The sequence below is a fragment of the Microbacterium allomyrinae genome, from assembly GCF_020682705.1.
GTDB lineage: Bacteria > Actinomycetota > Actinomycetes > Actinomycetales > Microbacteriaceae > Microbacterium > Microbacterium allomyrinae.
Genome location: NZ_JAGTTN010000002.1, coordinates 182,727 through 200,533 on the forward strand (window position 1 = coordinate 182,727; position 17,807 = coordinate 200,533).

At 67.8% G+C, this 17,807-nt stretch carries 14 protein-coding genes; 13 read left to right on the top strand and 1 reads right to left on the bottom strand.

Annotated features, from left to right (window positions below; genetic code table 11):
• Positions 1-86 precede the first annotated feature (86 nt).
• The 3 genes from coaE (at position 87) to uvrB (ending at position 3,661) form a co-directional block, all read left to right on the top strand.
• Positions 87-710, top strand: coding sequence for a dephospho-CoA kinase (gene coaE, locus KEC57_RS07190; protein WP_229383894.1), 624 nt, complete (start codon positions 87-89; stop codon positions 708-710).
• 114 nt (positions 711-824) lie between these two features.
• On the top strand, positions 825-1,505 hold the full coding sequence (locus tag KEC57_RS07195) for a hypothetical protein (RefSeq protein WP_229383895.1): 681 nt from the start codon (positions 825-827) through the stop codon (positions 1,503-1,505).
• Between the two features lie 83 nt (positions 1,506-1,588).
• The gene (uvrB, locus tag KEC57_RS07200) at positions 1,589-3,661 is read left to right on the top strand and encodes an excinuclease ABC subunit UvrB (RefSeq protein WP_229383896.1); all 2,073 of its coding nucleotides are present in this window, start codon (positions 1,589-1,591) and stop codon (positions 3,659-3,661) included.
• Between the two features lie 37 nt (positions 3,662-3,698).
• Here the strand turns inward: uvrB and KEC57_RS07205 are convergent, their stop codons facing one another.
• A complete protein-coding gene (locus KEC57_RS07205; RefSeq protein ID WP_229383897.1) occupies positions 3,699-3,953 on the bottom strand; it encodes a hypothetical protein in 255 nt (84 codons plus the stop codon).
• 72 nt (positions 3,954-4,025) lie between these two features.
• Here KEC57_RS07205 and KEC57_RS07210 point away from each other — a divergent pair, with 72 nt between their 5' ends.
• From KEC57_RS07210 to tpiA, 10 genes are all read left to right on the top strand, one after another.
• On the top strand, positions 4,026-4,454 hold the full coding sequence (locus KEC57_RS07210) for a MarR family winged helix-turn-helix transcriptional regulator (protein WP_229384403.1): 429 nt from the start codon (positions 4,026-4,028) through the stop codon (positions 4,452-4,454).
• A 165-nt stretch (positions 4,455-4,619) separates the two neighbouring features.
• Positions 4,620-7,043: a 5'-nucleotidase C-terminal domain-containing protein gene (locus KEC57_RS07215; protein ID WP_229383898.1), complete on the top strand. Its 2,424-nt coding sequence runs from the start codon at positions 4,620-4,622 to the stop codon at positions 7,041-7,043.
• Between the two features lie 59 nt (positions 7,044-7,102).
• Positions 7,103-10,015, top strand: a complete 2,913-nt coding sequence (uvrA, locus tag KEC57_RS07220) for an excinuclease ABC subunit UvrA (RefSeq protein WP_372456981.1) — start codon at positions 7,103-7,105, stop codon at positions 10,013-10,015.
• Between the two features lie 5 nt (positions 10,016-10,020).
• On the top strand, positions 10,021-11,919 hold the full coding sequence (uvrC, locus tag KEC57_RS07225) for an excinuclease ABC subunit UvrC (protein WP_229383899.1): 1,899 nt from the start codon (positions 10,021-10,023) through the stop codon (positions 11,917-11,919).
• Positions 11,920-11,941: 22 nt separating this feature from the next.
• Positions 11,942-12,823, top strand: a complete 882-nt coding sequence (gene rapZ, locus KEC57_RS07230; protein WP_229383900.1) for an RNase adapter RapZ — start codon at positions 11,942-11,944, stop codon at positions 12,821-12,823.
• A gap of 87 nt (positions 12,824-12,910) precedes the next feature.
• The gene (gene whiA / locus KEC57_RS07235) at positions 12,911-13,888 is read left to right on the top strand and encodes a DNA-binding protein WhiA (RefSeq protein WP_229383901.1); all 978 of its coding nucleotides are present in this window, start codon (positions 12,911-12,913) and stop codon (positions 13,886-13,888) included.
• 133 nt (positions 13,889-14,021) lie between these two features.
• Positions 14,022-14,648 (top strand): superoxide dismutase, encoded by a 627-nt coding sequence (locus KEC57_RS07240; RefSeq protein ID WP_229383902.1) that lies wholly within the window; start codon positions 14,022-14,024, stop codon positions 14,646-14,648.
• A gap of 105 nt (positions 14,649-14,753) precedes the next feature.
• Positions 14,754-15,764, top strand: coding sequence for a type I glyceraldehyde-3-phosphate dehydrogenase (gene gap, locus KEC57_RS07245; protein ID WP_229383903.1), 1,011 nt, complete (start codon positions 14,754-14,756; stop codon positions 15,762-15,764).
• A gap of 7 nt (positions 15,765-15,771) precedes the next feature.
• Positions 15,772-16,986, top strand: coding sequence for a phosphoglycerate kinase (locus tag KEC57_RS07250; RefSeq protein WP_229383904.1), 1,215 nt, complete (start codon positions 15,772-15,774; stop codon positions 16,984-16,986).
• On the top strand, positions 16,977-17,768 hold the full coding sequence (gene tpiA, locus KEC57_RS07255) for a triose-phosphate isomerase (protein WP_229383905.1): 792 nt from the start codon (positions 16,977-16,979) through the stop codon (positions 17,766-17,768). The genes KEC57_RS07250 and tpiA overlap by 10 nt, the downstream gene beginning before the upstream one ends.
• Positions 17,769-17,807: the final 39 nt, after the last annotated feature.

A 17,807-nucleotide genomic window follows, 5' to 3' on the forward strand; every position in this document is an offset into this window, starting at 1 on the left:
GCTCAAGGCGGCCTCAGCGCGGCCTCAAGAACTGCCCAGTCTTCGTGACGGCCTGGCAGCGTGCCCTCGCGTGGCATGCTCGATCCATGCCTCTCGTCGCGCTCACCGGCGGCATCGCCTCCGGCAAATCCACGATCGCCCGTCGTCTCGCCGCGCACGGTGCCGCGGTGGTCGATGCGGATCAGATCGTCCGAGAGGTGCAGCAGCCGGGATCGCCGGTGCTGGCCGCGATCGCGGCCGAGTTCGGCGACGGGATGCTGATGGCCGGCGGCGCACTGGATCGGGCCGCGCTCGGAGGGCGGGTCTTCGGCGACGACGCCGCCGTCGCGCGGCTGAACGCGATCGTGCATCCCGCCGTGCGTGCGGAATCGGCCCGCAGGTTCGCGGCGGCCTTCGCAGACGATCCCGCGGCGGTGGTGGTGTACGACGTGCCACTTCTCGTCGAGGCGCGCGCGGACGATCCATGGGCCCTCGTCATCGTCGCGCACGCGCCGGCGGAGGTGCGTATGCGCCGCCTGGTCGAGCTCCGCGGCATGAACGAGAGGGATGCCGCTGCTCGCATCGCATCGCAGGCGCCGGACGATGTGCGCCTCGCGATCGCCGACGTCGTGATCGACACCTCCGGCGAACTCGACGAGACCCTCCGCCAGGTGGATGAGCTGTGGGCGGAGCTGGACACTCGCATCGCAGTCCGCGCGGCCGCGCAATAGCGGCGCGGCCGGGTCCCTACGTCCGTCGAGAGCGCGGCCGGCTCGGGCGTTCGCCGGGGCTGTCGCCTCCGGCGCGCCGGGGCGTACCCTGGTGCCACGTCACTGGAGGTCGGCATGGGCATGCTCTCGAGATTCCGTCGGCGGAAGACCCCTTACGCGGCCGTCACCGACGAAGAGCGCATCGCGCGCTACGTCTATCTGCTGGGATCGCTCCCCGCGTCGGTGATCGAGTCCTCGCACGCCACCGCGTTCGCAGATCTGCCCGCGGAGCGCCGTCGCGAGCTGTTCGAGCAGCTGAGACCGTTCATGGCCGAGTCCGAGCGGGACGCGGCATCCGATGACCCCACGGTGCTGGCGCGACTGTTCCGCCGCGCGGAGGAGCATCGCGCCCGGCGCGCCGCGAGCGCATCCGCGGAGTCCACGATCGGACCGGCCATCGTGACGGCCGAGCGGGTGGACGACGATGCCGATCGCGACGACCTCGTACGGACGACGGATCCTCGGGACGGTGTGGACGTCCGGGGAATGCTCGCGAGCACGGGCGTGCTGGCGCTCGTCGCGAACCAGGTGCTCGTCTCGAGCGCGGTGACGAGCTATTACACGCTGGGAGCCGGCTCGCTGATGATCGGAACCGAGCCGGGGTGGATCGGCGACACTTACGACCTCGGCTCCGCGGGGCTCGACGGCGGCTCCGCGTTCGGCGGGGGCTTCGACGGCGGCGGAATGGATGCCGGGGGCTTCGGCGGCTTCGACGGCGGAGGTTTCGGCGGCGGCGGGTTCGACGGCGGCGGCTGAGACGACGGCGGCGGCGCCGGGGCCCGGCATCCGCCGCCCGCGAACACGGCCCCGATGTCGGCGGTGCCGCCTACGCTGGACGAGTGCAGACCACTCGATCCGTGCGGCCCTTCGAAGTCGTCAGCGAATACTCGCCGTCGGGGGACCAGCCGCAGGCGATCGCCGAACTCGCGGCGCGCATCAATGCGGGTGAGACCGACGTCGTGCTGCTCGGTGCCACCGGAACCGGAAAGTCCGCCACCACGGCATGGCTCGTCGAGGCCGTGCAGCGCCCGACTCTCGTGCTGGCGCACAACAAGACTCTGGCCGCGCAGCTGGCGAACGAGTTCCGCGAGCTCATGCCGCACAACGCCGTCGAGTACTTCGTCAGCTACTACGACTACTACCAGCCCGAGGCGTACGTGCCGCAGACCGACACCTTCATCGAGAAGGACTCGTCGGTCAACGCCGAGGTCGAGCGGCTGCGTCACTCGACCACGAACTCGCTGCTGAGTCGTCGAGACGTGATCGTGGTCAGCACCGTCTCGTGCATCTACGGTCTCGGCGCTCCCGAAGAGTACATGCGGGCGATGGTTGCGCTGCAGGTGGGCGAGGCCTACGACCGCGATGCGTTGATCCGCAAGTTCATCGCGATGCAGTACAACCGCAACGACGTCGACTTCTCCCGCGGCAACTTCCGCGTGCGCGGTGACACGATCGAGATCATCCCGGTCTACGAGGAGTACGCGATCCGCATCGAGATGTTCGGCGACGAGATCGAGGCGCTGTACATGCTCCATCCGCTCACGGGCGATGTGCTGCAGAAGATGGACTCGGTGCCGATCTTCCCCGCATCGCATTACGTCGCGGGAACCGAGACGGTGCACCGGGCGATCGGCACGATCGAGGACGAACTCGCCGAACGGCTGAAAGAGCTCGAGTCGCAGAACAAGCTCCTCGAGGCGCAGAGGCTGCGCATGCGCACGACATTCGACCTCGAGATGCTCCAGCAGCTCGGGTTCTGTTCGGGCATCGAGAACTACTCGCGGCACATGGACGGCCGCGCGCCGGGCGAGCCGCCTCACACCCTTCTGGACTTCTTCCCCGACGACTTCCTCATGGTGATCGACGAGTCGCACGCCACGGTCCCGCAGATCGGGGCCATGTACGAGGGGGATGCATCGCGCAAGCGCACGCTCGTCGAGCACGGTTTCCGGCTTCCCAGTGCCCTCGACAACCGCCCGCTGCGGTGGGACGAGTTCAAGAATCGGGTGGGCCAGACGGTGTACCTGTCGGCGACGCCCGGCCGGTACGAGATGGGCATCGCCGACGGGGTGGTCGAGCAGATCATCCGCCCGACCGGCCTGGTCGATCCCGAGATCGTCGTGAAGCCTTCCAAGGGGCAGATCGACGACCTTCTGGAAGAGATCCGCATCCGGGCGGCGCGTGACGAGCGAGTGCTCGTGACCACGCTCACGAAGAAGATGGCCGAAGAGCTCACCGACTTCCTCAGCGAGCATGGGGTTCGCGTCCGATACCTCCACTCGGACGTCGACACCCTGCGCCGCGTCGAGCTGCTCAGTGAGCTGCGCGCCGGCGTCTACGACGTGCTTGTCGGCATCAACCTGCTGCGCGAAGGACTCGACCTGCCCGAGGTGTCGCTCGTGTCGATCCTCGACGCCGACAAAGAGGGGTTCCTGCGCAGCGGCACCTCGCTCATCCAGACGATCGGCCGCGCCGCGCGCAACGTATCGGGCCAGGTGCACATGTACGCCGACAAGATCACCGACTCGATGGCCAAGGCGATCGACGAGACCGATCGCCGCCGCGAGAAGCAGGTGGCCTACAACACGGCGAACGGGATCGACCCGCAGCCGCTGCGCAAGAAGATCGCCGACATCACCGAAGTGCTGGCACGTGAGGCCTCCGACACGAATCGGATGCTTTCGCGCAGAGGCGGTGCCTCGGGAAAAGGCAAGTCGCCGACTCCTCAGCTGCGCCGTGAGGGGATCGGGGCCGAAGGCGCCCAACAGCTCGAGGCCACGATCGGCGACCTCAGCGATCAGATGCTGGCCGCGGCGGCGGAGCTCAAGTTCGAGCTCGCGGCCCGGCTGCGCGACGAGGTCCAGGACCTCAAGAAAGAGCTCCGCGCGATCGAACGCGCGGGTCACGCCTAACCCCTCGCCCGGTCGGGCCGCGTCGACTCTGCCGTCGTCAGGGGCAGTGCATGAGCGGCTTCGGGCCGGACCGGTCGAACGTGTGCTCCGTGATGGGCGCCCCGCAGAGCGGGCACGCGCGCTCCGCGCGTTCGGCTGCCGACGGCGGGGGAGTCGTCTCGTAAGGGCCGACCGCGGCCGGGCCGGCGAGGCGGATCAGTCTGGTGTTGAACCAGGCGTACCAGCCGCCCGCCTCTCGCACGCGAACGCGAAGCGGCTGAGGAGCGGCGGTCGAGGCATCCTGTTCTTCCATGTTCATTAGTGTACTAACTATTCGTGCCGATACGATATGGGGGTGACGGAATCCGAACTCAGCCTCGACGACATGCTGCGCCTGGACAACCAGCTCTGCTTCGCGCTGGTCACGGCTGCGCGAAACGTGGTGTCGATCTACCGGCCGATCCTCGAGCCGCTCGGGCTCACGCATCCGCAGTATCTCGTCATGCTTGCGCTCTGGGAAGACTCGCCGCGCTCGCTCCGCGACCTCGCAGACGCGCTCGCGCTCGAGCCCGCCACGCTCTCGCCCCTCGTCAAGCGGCTCGAGAGCCAGGGCCTGGTCACCCGTGCGCGCAGCGGCGCGGACGAGCGGGTGCTCGACGTGGGGCTGACGCTCGAAGGGGCGGGCCTTCGCACGCGGGCACTCGAGGTTCCTGGTCGCGTGATGGCCGTCACCGGCATGGATGCCGCCGAGATCGCGCGGCTGCGAGATGCTCTCACGCGCTTCTCGGGACGGATGCCCGTCGTCCCTTCCTGAGCCGGCTGTCGTACGGCACGTCTCGGTTGCGTTGCCATTCGATGAAGTCGCTCTCATGATCGTTGGCAGACTCACGGCAGACTCTTAGGCTCGGCTTCGTGCAGCGCCGCGCGACATCATCGCGCGCGCCGTCGTCTCTATCGGCTCGAACACAGAGGAAGCTCCATGCGATCTCGGTCACACCCCGACCACGCGTCATTCCGAACCCCTCGTCGACTGGCCGCGTTCGCGGTGGCCACCGCTGCAGCGCTCGGCGCGAGCGCGCTCGTCGTCCCTGCGGCGCATGCCGCGACGACCGAGGTGCAGATCCTCGCGACGAACGACTTCCACGGCCGCATCCTGAACAACACGACGAACGGCGAAGCCGGCGCCGCTGTGCTCGCCGGTGCGGTGAAGCAGCTGCGCACCGAGCACGCGAACACCGTGTTCGCCGCGGCGGGCGACCTCATCGGCGCTTCGACGTTCGAGTCCTTCATCCAGGACGACAAGCCCACCATCGACGCCCTCAACGCTGCAGGCCTGGAGGTGTCGGCCGTCGGCAACCATGAGCTCGATCAGGGCTACGACGACCTCATCAACCGGGTGATGGCCCCGTACGACGCCGTGACCAACCCCTGGGGCGGGGCGCAGTGGGAGTACATCGCTGCGAACCTCAAGGTGAGGCAGACCGGCGACCCCGCGGTACCCGCCACCTGGATCAAGGAGTTCGGTGACGTGCAGGTCGGCTTCGTCGGAGCCGTCACCGAGGAGCTTCCGGGGCTCGTTTCCCCCGGCGGCATCGCCGACATCCAGGTCGAGGGGATCGTCCAGTCCGTCAACACGGAAGCCGCGGCGCTGGTGGCCGAGGGCGCCGACCTGGTCGTGATGCTCGTGCACGAGGGAGCGCCCGACGCCTCCTGCGACAAGATGGATGACGGCGGCAAGTGGACCGACATCATCAACACCGTGTCGCCGGACGTCGATGCGATCGTGTCGGGTCACACGCATCTGGCGTACAACTGCTCCTTCCCCGTCCCGCAGTGGGCGACCGAGCAGCGGGCTGTCCTCAACCGCCCGGTCGTGTCTGCAGGGCAGTACGGGATGAACCTCAACCAGCTGTTGTTCAGCGTCGACGGTGAGACCGGCGAGGTTCAGGGGATGACCCAGAACCTTCTGCCCCTCGAGGCGACGGGCGATGTTCCGCTCTATCCGGCCGATTCCGCGGTCGCGGAGATCGCCGCGGCCGCCGCCGCGGAGGCCGAGGTGCTCGGCGCCGTCGAGCTCGGCAAGATCGGAGGGGCGCTCAACCGCGCACAGGCGGTCAACTCCGCCGGAGCGCGCATCGAGAATCGGGGTGGCGAGTCCACCCTCGGCAACCTGGTCGCCGAGGTTCAGCAATGGGCCACCGAGAGCCCTGAATCGGGCGCCGCGCAGATCGCCTTCATGAACCCGGGCGGGCTGCGCACCGACATGGCAGGGACCGACCCCGGCGACGGCTCGTATCCGCGCACCCTGACGTACAAGCAGGCCGCGGTGGTGCAGCCGTTCGCGAACACCCTCGTGAACATGCAGCTCACCGGCGCCCAGATCAAGGCGGTGCTCGAGCAGCAGTGGCAACGCGACGCGTACAACGCTCTTCCGACCCGACCCTTCCTGCGGCTGGGCGCATCGGAGGGCTTCCAGTACACCTACACGCAGGAGACCGTGACCGAGGTCCAGCAGGACAACCCCGCGACCGTGGTGAACGAGGCGGGCCTGACCTATCAGGCTCCGCAGGGCACCGTGACAGGCATGTGGCTGAACGGCGAGCCGATCGATCCTGCCGCGTCGTACTCGGTGACGGTCAATTCGTTCCTGTCGACCGGTGGCGACAACTTCCGCGAGTTGGCGAACGGCGCGGGCAAGCGCGACACCGGCAAGATCGATCTGACCGCGATGGTGGATTACATGGACGCGTTCGCGTCGACGACTCCGCTCGCCGTGGACCATCGGCAGCACGCGGTCGAGGTCGCGTTCCCCGCAGATGCGCCCGCGACGTACGAGCTGGGCTCGACCGTCGCCTTCGGCGTGAAGTCGTGGACCATGTCGCCGCTCAGCGACGCGAAGGACACCGAGGTGGTCGTCTCGCTCGGCGGTGAGGCGCTGGGCTCCTTCCCGCTCGACAACACGATCGGCGCCGCTGTCTACGACGACTACGGCACCGCCTCGGTGTCGGTGGCCCTGCCCGCCGATGCTCCGGTCGGCGCCGCCGAGTTCGTGCTCACCGGCGCCACGACGGGAACGTCCGTCATCGTGCCGATCACGACGTTCGATCGTGCCGACAGCGTCACCGTCGGCATCCCGAACAAGCTCATCGCCAAGCAGAAGTCGGCGATCCAGTACACGGTCATCGTCGTCGCCGAGGGTGGCGTGCGGCCCACCGGCGAGGTCACGATCTACGACGGCGACGCGGTGATCGCAACGGCGACCCTCACCGAGCAGAGCCGCGGCATCGTCAAGGTGAAGCTGCCCGAGCTCGACAAGGGCGTGCACAAGCTGTCGGCGTCGTTCGCCGGCAGTGACGCGGTGCGGCCTTCGACGAGCCCGAAGGTGCCGGTGCTCGTCTACTGAGAGCGTGTGAATGCGGGGTCTCCGGCGCCCATGTCGGAGGCCCCGCCTACACTTGTTTGGTGCCCATCGTCCCTGTCGCCATGCCTGGAAACTCCGCCGGAAACAACAGCGGGATGCTCAGCGTCCGCGGTGCCCGAGTGCACAATCTGAGGAACGTCGATCTCGACATCCCCCGCGATTCGCTCGTGGTCTTCACCGGACTCTCGGGCTCGGGCAAGTCCAGCCTCGCGTTCGACACCATCTTCGCCGAGGGCCAGCGGCGGTACGTCGAGTCGCTGAGCGCGTACGCCCGCCAGTTCCTGGGGCAGGTCGACCGGCCCGACGTCGACTTCATCGAGGGTCTGAGCCCCGCGGTCTCGATCGACCAGAAGTCGACCAACCGCAACCCGCGGTCCACGGTGGGCACGATCACCGAGATCCACGACTACATGCGCCTGCTGTGGGCCCGCATCGGCGTGCCCCACTGCCCGGAGTGCGGCGAGGTCATCCAGCGACAGACCGTGCAGCAGATCGCCGATCAGCTCATGGAGCTGCCCGACCGCACCCGATATCAGATCGTTGCGCCGGTCGTCACGCAGAAGAAGGGCGAGTTCGTCGACCTCTTCAAGGAGCTCGGCGCGAAGGGCTACGCCCGTGCCATCGTCGACGGCGAGCTGATCCAGCTCGCCGAGCCGCCGACCCTCAAGAAGAGCTACAAGCACGACATCGCGGTGGTGGTCGATCGTCTAGTCGCCAGTTCCGACATCCTCGGCCGCGTCACCGACTCCGTCGAGACGGCGCTCGGCCTCGCGGGCGGCATCATGCAGATCAACTTCGTCGACCTCGAGGGCGACGAAGCCTGGCAGTCGTTCTCCGAGAAGCTCGCGTGTCCCAACGGACACCCACTGCAGCTCACCGAGATCGAGCCGCGCACCTTCTCGTTCAATGCGCCGTTCGGCGCATGCCCGGCGTGCTCGGGTCTGGGCACCCGCATGTCGGTCGACACCGAGCTCATGCTCGGCGACGAAGAGCTGTCGATCCGCGAGGGCGTGATCATCCCGTGGACGACCCAGGGCAAGGGGCTGTTCCAGTACTACGAGCGACTGCTCGAGGGTCTCGCCACAGACTTGAGCTTCTCGCTCGACACCCCGTGGCGCGATCTCCGAGTGGACGTGCAGGACGCAGTCCTTCGCGGTGAGAACTACAAGGTCACCGTCAAATGGAAGAACCGCTACGGGCGCGAGATGCGCTACTCGTCGGGCTTCGAGGGTGTCGTGCCCTACATCGAGCGGCAGTACACGCAGGCCGAGTCCGACACGCAGCGCCAGCGCTGGTCGGAGTACCTCCGAGAAGTGCCGTGCCCGGTCTGCGACGGAGACCGCCTGAAGCCCGAGGTGCTGGCGGTGCTCGTGCACGGCCATTCGATCGCGGATGCCTCGCGCCTGAGCCTCGGCGAGGCTCGCGAGTACTTCGCCCGGCTCACGCTCACGCCCCGCGAGGCGACGATCGCCGCACAGGTGTTGCGCGAGATCCGGGTGCGATTGGACTTCCTCATCCGCGTCGGCCTGGACTATCTCAGCCTGAGTCGCGCGGCGGCGACGCTGTCGGGCGGCGAGGCGCAGCGCATCCGGCTCGCGACGCAGATCGGCTCGGGACTGACCGGTGTGCTGTACGTGCTCGACGAGCCGTCGATCGGGCTTCATCAGCGTGACAACCGCCGTCTCATCGAGACCCTCGTGGCCCTGCGCGACCTCGGCAACACGCTCATCGTCGTGGAGCACGACGAGGAGACCATCCATGCCGCGGACTGGGTCGTCGACATCGGCCCGGGCGCCGGGGTCAACGGAGGCGCCGTGGTGCACTCCGGTCCGCTCGAGGAGCTTCTGGCAGACCCCGCGTCGATCACGGGGGACTACCTCGCCGGCCGGAGGGCGATCCCGACGCCGAAGAAGCGGCGCAAGATCGACAAGAGCCGGCAGGTCAGCGTCGTGGGTGCGCGCGAGAACAACCTTCGAAACGTCACCGCCGACTTCCCGCTCGGAGTGCTCACCGCGGTCACCGGTGTCAGCGGTTCGGGCAAGTCGTCGCTGGTGAACGGCATCCTCTACCAGGTGCTGGCCACGCGTCTCAACGGCGCCCGCCGCGTCGCCGGCAAGCACACGCGCGTCACCGGCCTCGACAACCTCGACAAGGTCGTCCACGTCGACCAGGCGCCCATCGGGCGCACGCCGCGATCCAACCCGGCCACCTACACGGGCGTGTTCGACCGTGTCCGCACGCTCTTCAGCGAGACGCCCGAAGCCAAGGTGCGCGGCTACCAGCCGGGTCGCTTCAGCTTCAACGTCAAGGGAGGGCGCTGCGAGGCGTGCTCGGGCGACGGCACGATCAAGATCGAGATGAACTTCCTGCCCGACGTGTACGTGGACTGCGAGGTGTGCCACGGCAAGCGATACAACCGCGACACACTCGCCGTGCACTACAAGGGCAAGAACATCGCCGAGGTGCTGGAGATGCCCATCGCCGAGGCGGCGGAGTTCTTCGAGCCGATCCAGGCGATCCATCGCTACCTGAAGACCCTCGTCGATGTGGGCCTCGGGTACGTGCGTCTGGGCCAGTCCGCGACCACGCTGTCGGGCGGTGAAGCGCAGCGCGTCAAGCTCGCCACCGAGCTCCAGCGCCGCACGAACGGACGCTCGATCTACGTACTCGACGAGCCGACGACAGGCCTTCATTTCGAGGATGTGCGCAAGCTCCTCGAGGTGCTGAACGGCCTCGTCGACAAGGGCAACACCGTCATCGTCATCGAGCACAACCTCGACGTGATCAAGTCGTCCGACTGGGTGATCGACCTCGGTCCCGAAGGTGGATCGGGTGGCGGGCAGATCGTCGCCACGGGCACACCTGAGCAGGTCGCTCGCGCCTCGGGCAGCCACACCGGCATGTTCCTGGCCGAGGCCCTCGGAGGCGGCCAGGCGGTCCGCAAGGCCGGCTGAGCGCGATGGCACGATCCGCACCGACCGTCTCCTACAAACCGAAGCCGGGAGAGATCCCGACGAATCCGGGCGTCTACCGGTTCCGCGACGCCGACGGGCGCGTGCTCTACGTCGGCAAGGCGAAGAACCTGCGCGCCCGCCTCTCGAATTACTTCGCGCCGCTGCACACGCTGCACGAGCGCACGCGGCGCATGGTCACGACCGCGGCCTCCGTCGAGTGGACGGTGGTCGCCACCGACGTCGACTCGCTGCAGCTGGAGTACCAGTGGATCAAGGAGTTCGATCCGCCCTTCAACGTGCGCTACAAGGACGACAAGTCCTACCCGTTCATGGCGATCACCCTCGCCGATGAGGCGCCGCGGGTGATCGTGACCCGCAACCGGCGCATAGCGGGGGCGAAGTACTTCGGGCCGTACCCGAAGGTCTGGGCCGTGCACGACACGATCGACCTCATGATCCGTGTCTTCCCGATCCGGACGTGCAGCGACTCGTCGTACAAGAAGGCGATGGCCACGGGTCGGCCGTGCTTTCCAGGCCAGATCGGGCGCTGTGGCGGCCCCTGCTCGATGAGGGTCACGATCGAGGAGCATCGGGCGATCGTCGACGACTTCGTGGCGTTCATGTCCGGCGGTGATCAGCGATTCACCAAGGCGCTCACCGCGCGAATGCGAGAGGCGTCCGCCGCGATGGACTATGAGGCGGCGGCGGGGTACCGCGACAAGCTGCAGTCGATAGACGCGGTGCTGAACCGGAGCGCGCTCGTGCTCGCCGCCGATACGGACGCGGACCTCTTCGGCATCGCGGAGGACGAACTCGCGGCCACGGTCCAGCATTTCGTCATCCGCGGCGGCCGTGTGCGAGGAGTGCGCGCCACGACGATCGAGAAGGAGATCGACATCTCGACCGGTGAGCTGGTCGACCAGGTGCTGCAGCGCACCTACGGCAGTGCCTCCGGCGCCGACATCCCGAAGCAGGTCCTCGTCCCGGTCATGCCGGATGACGCCGCGGACCTCGAAGAGTGGCTGCGAGCACGGCGGGGCAAGTCGGTCACGATCCAGGTCGCGCAGCGCGGCCGCAAGTCCGAGCTCATGAAGACGGCGACTCTGAACGCCCAGCAGGCGCTGATGCTCCACAAGACGCGCCGCACCAGCGACTACGTTGCCCGCTCGCAGGCGCTCACCGACCTGCAGGAGGCTCTCGACCTGTCGGAGGCGCCGCTGCGCATCGAGTGCTTCGACGTGTCGCACCTCAGCGGAACGAACGTGGTCGCCTCGATGGTCGTGTTCGAGGACGGCCTGCCGCGCAAGGACCAGTACCGCTCCTTCGGCGTCGCCGAGACCACCGACGACACGGACTCGCTGTACCAGGTGCTCACGCGGCGGCTCGCGTATCTGGATCGTCCGGAAGAGCCCGTGAAGGATGCCGATCCCGACGGCGCGGTCATCACCGAACGACGTCGACCTCGATTCGCGTACCGGCCGCAGCTGCTGGTCGTGGACGGCGGACAGCCCCAGGTCGAGGCGGCGGCCCGCGCCCTCCGCGACGCCGGGCACGAGGAGATCGCCCTGTGCGGCATCGCCAAACGTCTCGAGGAGGTGTGGCTGCCGGGGGAGGAGTACCCGGTCATCCTGCCGCGCACCTCAGAGGCGCTGTATCTGCTGCAGAGGCTCCGCGATGAGGCACACAGGTTCGCGATCACGCACCAGCGCAAGCGCCGCCGCCGCGACATCCAGAGCGTGCTGTCCGAAGTGCCCGGCCTGGGCGACGCGCGGATCAAGGCGCTGCTGCGCCACTTCGGCTCGGTCACGGCTCTGAAGAACGCGACGCCCGCCGAGATCTCGCAGCTGCCGGGTGTCGGGCCAAAGCTCGCCTCGGCGATCCACGGGCATCTGTCCGGTGGCTAGGCTGGGATCGACGGGGGTGGACATGGCCGAGGCGACGCACCGCGAGAGCGGGGAAGTTCTGATCGTCACCGGTATGTCCGGTGCCGGGCGATCCACGGCTGCCAACGCCCTGGAAGACCTCGGCTGGTACGTCGTGGACAACCTTCCTCCGCAGATGCTGCGTCCGCTGCTCGATCTCACGGAACTCGCCGCAGGCGTGCTTCCGCGAGTCGCCGTCGTGGTCGACGTGCGCGGCCGCGACCTGTTCTCGGATCTGCCGGAGGCGATGCGAGCCCTCCGAGAACGCCGCCAGATCCGTCTGCTGTTCCTGGATGCCTCGGACGATGTGCTGGTGCGCCGTTTCGAGGCCGTCCGGCGCCCGCATCCGCTGCAGGGGGACGGCACGATCATCGACGGCATCCGCCTGGAGCGCGACCGCCTGGCTGCCATGCGCGAGAGCGCGGACGTCATCCTCGACACGTCGTCGTACAACATCCACCAGCTCGCGACGCAGGTCTCCGACCTCTTCACCGCGGTGGACGCCGCCCGCCACTCGCTCACCGTCCTGAGCTTCGGGTTCAAATACGGGCTGCCGCCGGACGCCGACATGGTCGCCGACATGCGGTTCCTGCCGAATCCGTTCTGGAACGAGGAACTGCGCGCACTCACCGGCGAAGATGCCGACGTGCGTGACTTCGTGTTCGCTCAAGAGGGCGCGAAGGAATTCATCGACGCGTACTCGACGGCGTTGCGTCCCGTGCTCGAGGGCTATCAGCGCGAGAACAAGCGACACTCGGTCGTCGCCGTGGGCTGCACGGGTGGCAAGCACAGATCCGTCGTGATGGCGCGTGAGCTCGCCGAGCGACTCTCCACCGTCTCGGGCGTGGCGGTGCGCGTCAAGCACCGCGATCTCGGTCGGGAGTGACCTTCGCATTCAGGTGCGGCACGGTGTTCGTGAGTTCAGCCGAGTAGGCTGGATCCTCGTTCCCGAACCCGTCTGAAGAGGAGTCCCGTGTCGTTGACCGCTGATGTGAAGGCCGAGCTGATCACGGTGCGCGATCCGCGCCCTACGGCGAGGGTCGCCGAGCTCACCTCCCTGCTGCGGTTCTCGGGCGGACTGCACTCGATCGCGAACCGAGTCGCGGTCGAGGCCGAGCTCGACTCCGATATCCTGGCCCGCCGCACCGCACGCGATCTCGTCGAGCTGTACGGCGTGCGCCCCGAGCTGGTGCATGTGCAGGGCTCCGGTGCCCGCAACGGCAGCCACTACGCCGTGCGCGTCATCGAAGGCGGCGAGACGCTCGCACGCCAGACCGGTCTTCTCGATCAACGCCGTCGTCCCGTGCGCGGTCTGCCGAACAAGCTGACCACGGGCTCCCGCGGCGACCTCGCGGCGATCTGGCGCGGTGCGTTCCTCGCCGCCGGATCGCTCAGCGAGCCCGGCCGGTCGGCGGCGCTCGAGATCACCTGCCCGTCGTCCGAGGCCGCGATGGCGCTCGTGGGCGCCGCGCACCGGCTCGGGATCCCCGGTAAGGCGCGCGAGGTACGTGGCGTGCCGAGGGTCGTGGTGCGCGAAGGCGAGGCGATCAGAGCCGCTCTGGCTGCGATGGGCGCCGTGCGCTCCGCTTCGGACTGGGACCAGATGCGTCAGCGCCGCGAGGTGCGTGCGGGCGTGAACCGGCTGGTGAACTTCGACGACGCGAATCTGCGGCGCTCCGCACAGGCCGCCGTGGCCGCCTGTGCGCGGGTCGAACGAGCGCTCGAGATCCTCGGCGACGAGGTGCCCGAGCACCTCAGCGAGGCCGGCGCGCTGCGCCTTGCGCACCGCGACGCGAGCCTGGACGAGCTCGGCCACCACGCCGACCCGCCGCTGACGAAGGATGCGGTCGCCGGCCGCATCCGACGCCTCCTCGCGATGGCCGACAAGAAGGCCGAGACCGAGGGCATCCCCGGCACCGAGTCAGCCGTTCCTGCGGGCCTCGAGGACTGACGGCGACCCCTTTATCCCTTCGTCATGAAGGGAAGCAACCCCCGCACCCGGGTGTTGTCGGTCAGTAGGATGAAGCCGTCACCCTCGCTGCGCCGTGGAGTCTCGGCGCGCGCCGACAAAGGAAGAAGAGAACATGGCGAATTACACGTTGCCCGACCTCCCCTACGACTATGCCGCTCTCGAGCCGCACATCAGCGCGACGATCATGCAGCTGCACCATGACAAGCACCACCAGGCGTACGTCACCGGTGCCAACACGGCGCTGGAGCAGCTGGCAGAAGCGCGCGAGAAGGGTGACTTCACCTATGTGAACAAGCTCGAGAAGGACCTCGCGTTCAACCTCGGCGGTCACACCAATCACTCGATCTTCTGGACGAACCTCTCGCCGAACGGCGGCGACAAGCCGACCGGCGACCTCGAGTCCGCGATCGCTGACCACTTCGGTTCGTTCGACAAGTTCCAGGCCCACTTCTCCGCCGCCGCGCTCGGCGTGCAGGGGTCGGGCTGGGCGGGACTGTTCTGGGATTCGCTCGGCGAGAACCTGATCATCCAGCAGTTCTTCGACCAGCAGGCGCAGTTCGCCGCGGGTACCGTTCCGCTGCTCCTGCTCGACGTCTGGGAGCACGCGTACTACCTCGACTACAAGAACGTGCGCGCCGACTACGTCAAGGCATTCTGGAACATCGCGAACTGGGCCGACGTCCAGAGCCGCTTCGCCACGGCCCGGGAGAAGACCTCGGGGCTGCTGGTACTGTCATAGCAAGGCGAGGCGTCCCGGCGGGTATGCCCGCCGGGACGCCGTTGTCCTCCGTCTGAACCGCAATAAACCGCGCACTCGCGCACGACACATCTCAGGAGAAACTCCGTGGCTGTCAAGATCGGCATCAACGGCTTCGGCCGTATCGGACGCAATTATCTTCGCGCGGCACTCGCGCAGGGTGCGGACCTCGAAATCGTGGCGGTGAACGACCTCACCGACAACAAGACTCTGGCGCACCTGCTGAAGTACGACTCGGTCGGCGGCCCGCTGTCGGAGGACGTGTCGTACGACGCGGACTCGATCACGGTCGGCGGCAAGAAGATCAAGGTCTTCGAAGAGCGCGACCCCGCGAACCTCCCCTGGGGCGAGCTGGGCGTCGACATCGTCATCGAGTCGACCGGTCGCTTCACCAACGCCGTCGACGCGAAGAAGCACGTCGCGGGCGGCGCAAAGAAGGTTCTCATCTCGGCACCGGCCACCGGTGACGACGTGACGATCGTCATGGGCGTCAACGAGGGCGACTACAAGCCCGAGTCGGACGTCATCATCTCGAACGCCTCCTGCACCACGAACTGCCTCGCACCCCTGGCGAAGGTCTTCAACGACGCGTTCGGCATCGAGCGCGGCTTCATGATGACCGCACACGCGTACACCGCCGACCAGAACCTGCAGGACGGCCCGCACAGCGACCTGCGCCGTGCCCGCGGCGCGGCGATCAACATCGTTCCCGCCTCGACCGGCGCCGCGAAGGCCATCGGCCACGTGCTCCCCGAGCTCAACGGCAAGCTCAGCGGCTCGTCCTACCGCGTGCCCGTACCCACCGGCTCGATCGTCGACCTGACGATCGTCACGCCGGCCGAAGGCCTCACGGTCGACCAGGTCAACGCGGCCTACAAGGCAGCGGCCGCCGACGGTCGCCTCGCGGGCTACCTCGAGTACACCGAGGACCCGATCGTCTCGAGCGACATCCAGGGCAACCCGCACTCGTCGATCTTCGACTCGGAGCTGACCAACGTCAGCGGCAACCTGGTCAAGGTCTCGGCCTGGTACGACAACGAGTGGGGCTACTCGAACCGCCTCGTCGACCTCACCGAGTACGTCGCCGAGCGCCTCTAAATCCGCCATGGCTCTGCGCACCCTCGAATCGCTGGGTTCGCTGGCCGGCAAACGCGTCATCGTCCGTGCTGATCTCAACGTTCCTCTCAAGGACGCGATCATCACGGACGATGGCCGTGTGCGGGCCACGCTCCCCACGCTCAATGCCCTGATCAACCAGGGCGCCCGCGTCGTCGTCTCGTCGCACCTCGGCCGCCCTGACGGCGCTCCGGACGCGAAGTACAGCCTCGCGCCCGTCGCCCAGCGGCTCTCCGAGCTGCTCGGCAAGCCCGTCGCCTTCGCCCTCGACACCGTGGGGCCCTCCGCTCACGAGGCGGTCGCCGCTCTCGAGGACGGCGACGTCGCCGTCATCGAGAACCTCCGCTTCAACCCGGGCGAGACCGCCAAGGACGACGTGACCCGTCGAGAGTTCGCGGAGCAGCTCGCCGCCCTCGGCGACGCGCTCGTGTCGGACGGCTTCGGTGTCGTGCACCGCAAGCAGGCCTCGGTCTTCGAACTCGCCCAGATCCTGCCGTCCGCGGCGGGCCTGCTGATCGAGAAAGAGGTCGAAGTTCTCGACCGCCTGACCGAGAACCCGGAGCGTCCGTACACCGTGGTGCTCGGCGGCTCGAAGGTCAGCGACAAGCTGGGTGTCATCGAGCACCTGCTCCCGCGCGTGGACCGGCTGCTCGTCGGCGGCGGCATGATGTTCACGTTCCTCGCAGCCAGTGGCTACAAGGTCGGGTCCAGTCTGCTCGAGCAGGACCAGCTCGACACCGTCAAGCGGTACATCGCCACGGCGAAGGAGCGCGGCGTCGAGCTCGTGCTCCCCGTCGACGCGGTGGTCGCGGCATCCTTCTCGGCGGATGCCGAGCATGTGGTGACGTCCGCGTCCGCGATCGAGGAGACCCCGTTCGGCGCATCGGGCCTCGGCCTCGACATCGGACCCGAGACCGCCGTGCTGTTCGCCGATGCGGTGCGCGGCTCGCGAACGGTGTTCTGGAACGGCCCGATGGGTGTGTTCGAGATGGCGGCGTTCGCCGCCGGCACGAAGACCGTTGCGAAGGCCCTCACCGAAGTCGACGGCCTGTCGGTCGTCGGCGGTGGCGACTCCGCTGCGGCCGTCCGCCAGCTCGGCTTCACAGATGACGAGTTCGGTCACATCTCGACCGGAGGGGGCGCGAGCCTCGAATTCCTCGAAGGCAAGAAGCTCCCCGGACTGGAGGTCCTCGGATGGCAGTAGCAGTGCGCACACCGCTCATCGCAGGCAACTGGAAGATGAACCTCGACCACCTGCAGGCGGTCGCGTTCGTTCAGAAGCTGCACTGGACGCTGAAAGATGCCAAGCACGAGGACGGATCGGTCGAGGTCGCGGTCTTCCCGCCCTATACCGACCTGCGCACCGTGCAGACGCTCCTCGACGCCGACAAGATCCCGTTCGCCCTCGGCGCGCAGGACCTCTCGTCACACGACTCCGGTGCGTACACGGGTGAGATCTCGGGCGCGTTCCTGGCGAAGCTCGACGCGAAGTACGTCATCATCGGCCACTCCGAGCGTCGCCAGTACCACGCGGAGTCCGATGACGTCGTGGCATCGAAGGTGCAGGCGGCTCTGCGCCACTCGCTCGTTCCGGTGATCTGCGTCGGCGAGACGAGCGAGGACCTCGAGAAGTTCGGTGCGAGCGCCGTGCCGGTCAGCCAACTGGCCGTGGCGCTCGAGGGTCTCTCGGCCGATGCCGACATCGTCGTGGCGTACGAGCCGGTCTGGGCGATCGGCTCCGGCCAGGCGGCGACGCCCGACCAGGCTCAGGACGTCTGCGCCAAGCTGCGCGAGGTCGTCGCTGAGAAGCTGGGTCACGACGCCGCGGCCCGCACGCGCGTCCTCTACGGCGGATCGGTCAAGTCGACGAACATCGCGAGCTTCATGCGCGAGCCGGATGTCGATGGTGCGCTGGTCGGCGGCGCCAGCCTCGTCGTGGACGAGTTCGCCGCGATCATCCGCTACCAGAAGCACGTCGGGGTCTGACCCCGTCTCGTCGTTTCGCCGCTCGCCCAACGACTGGAG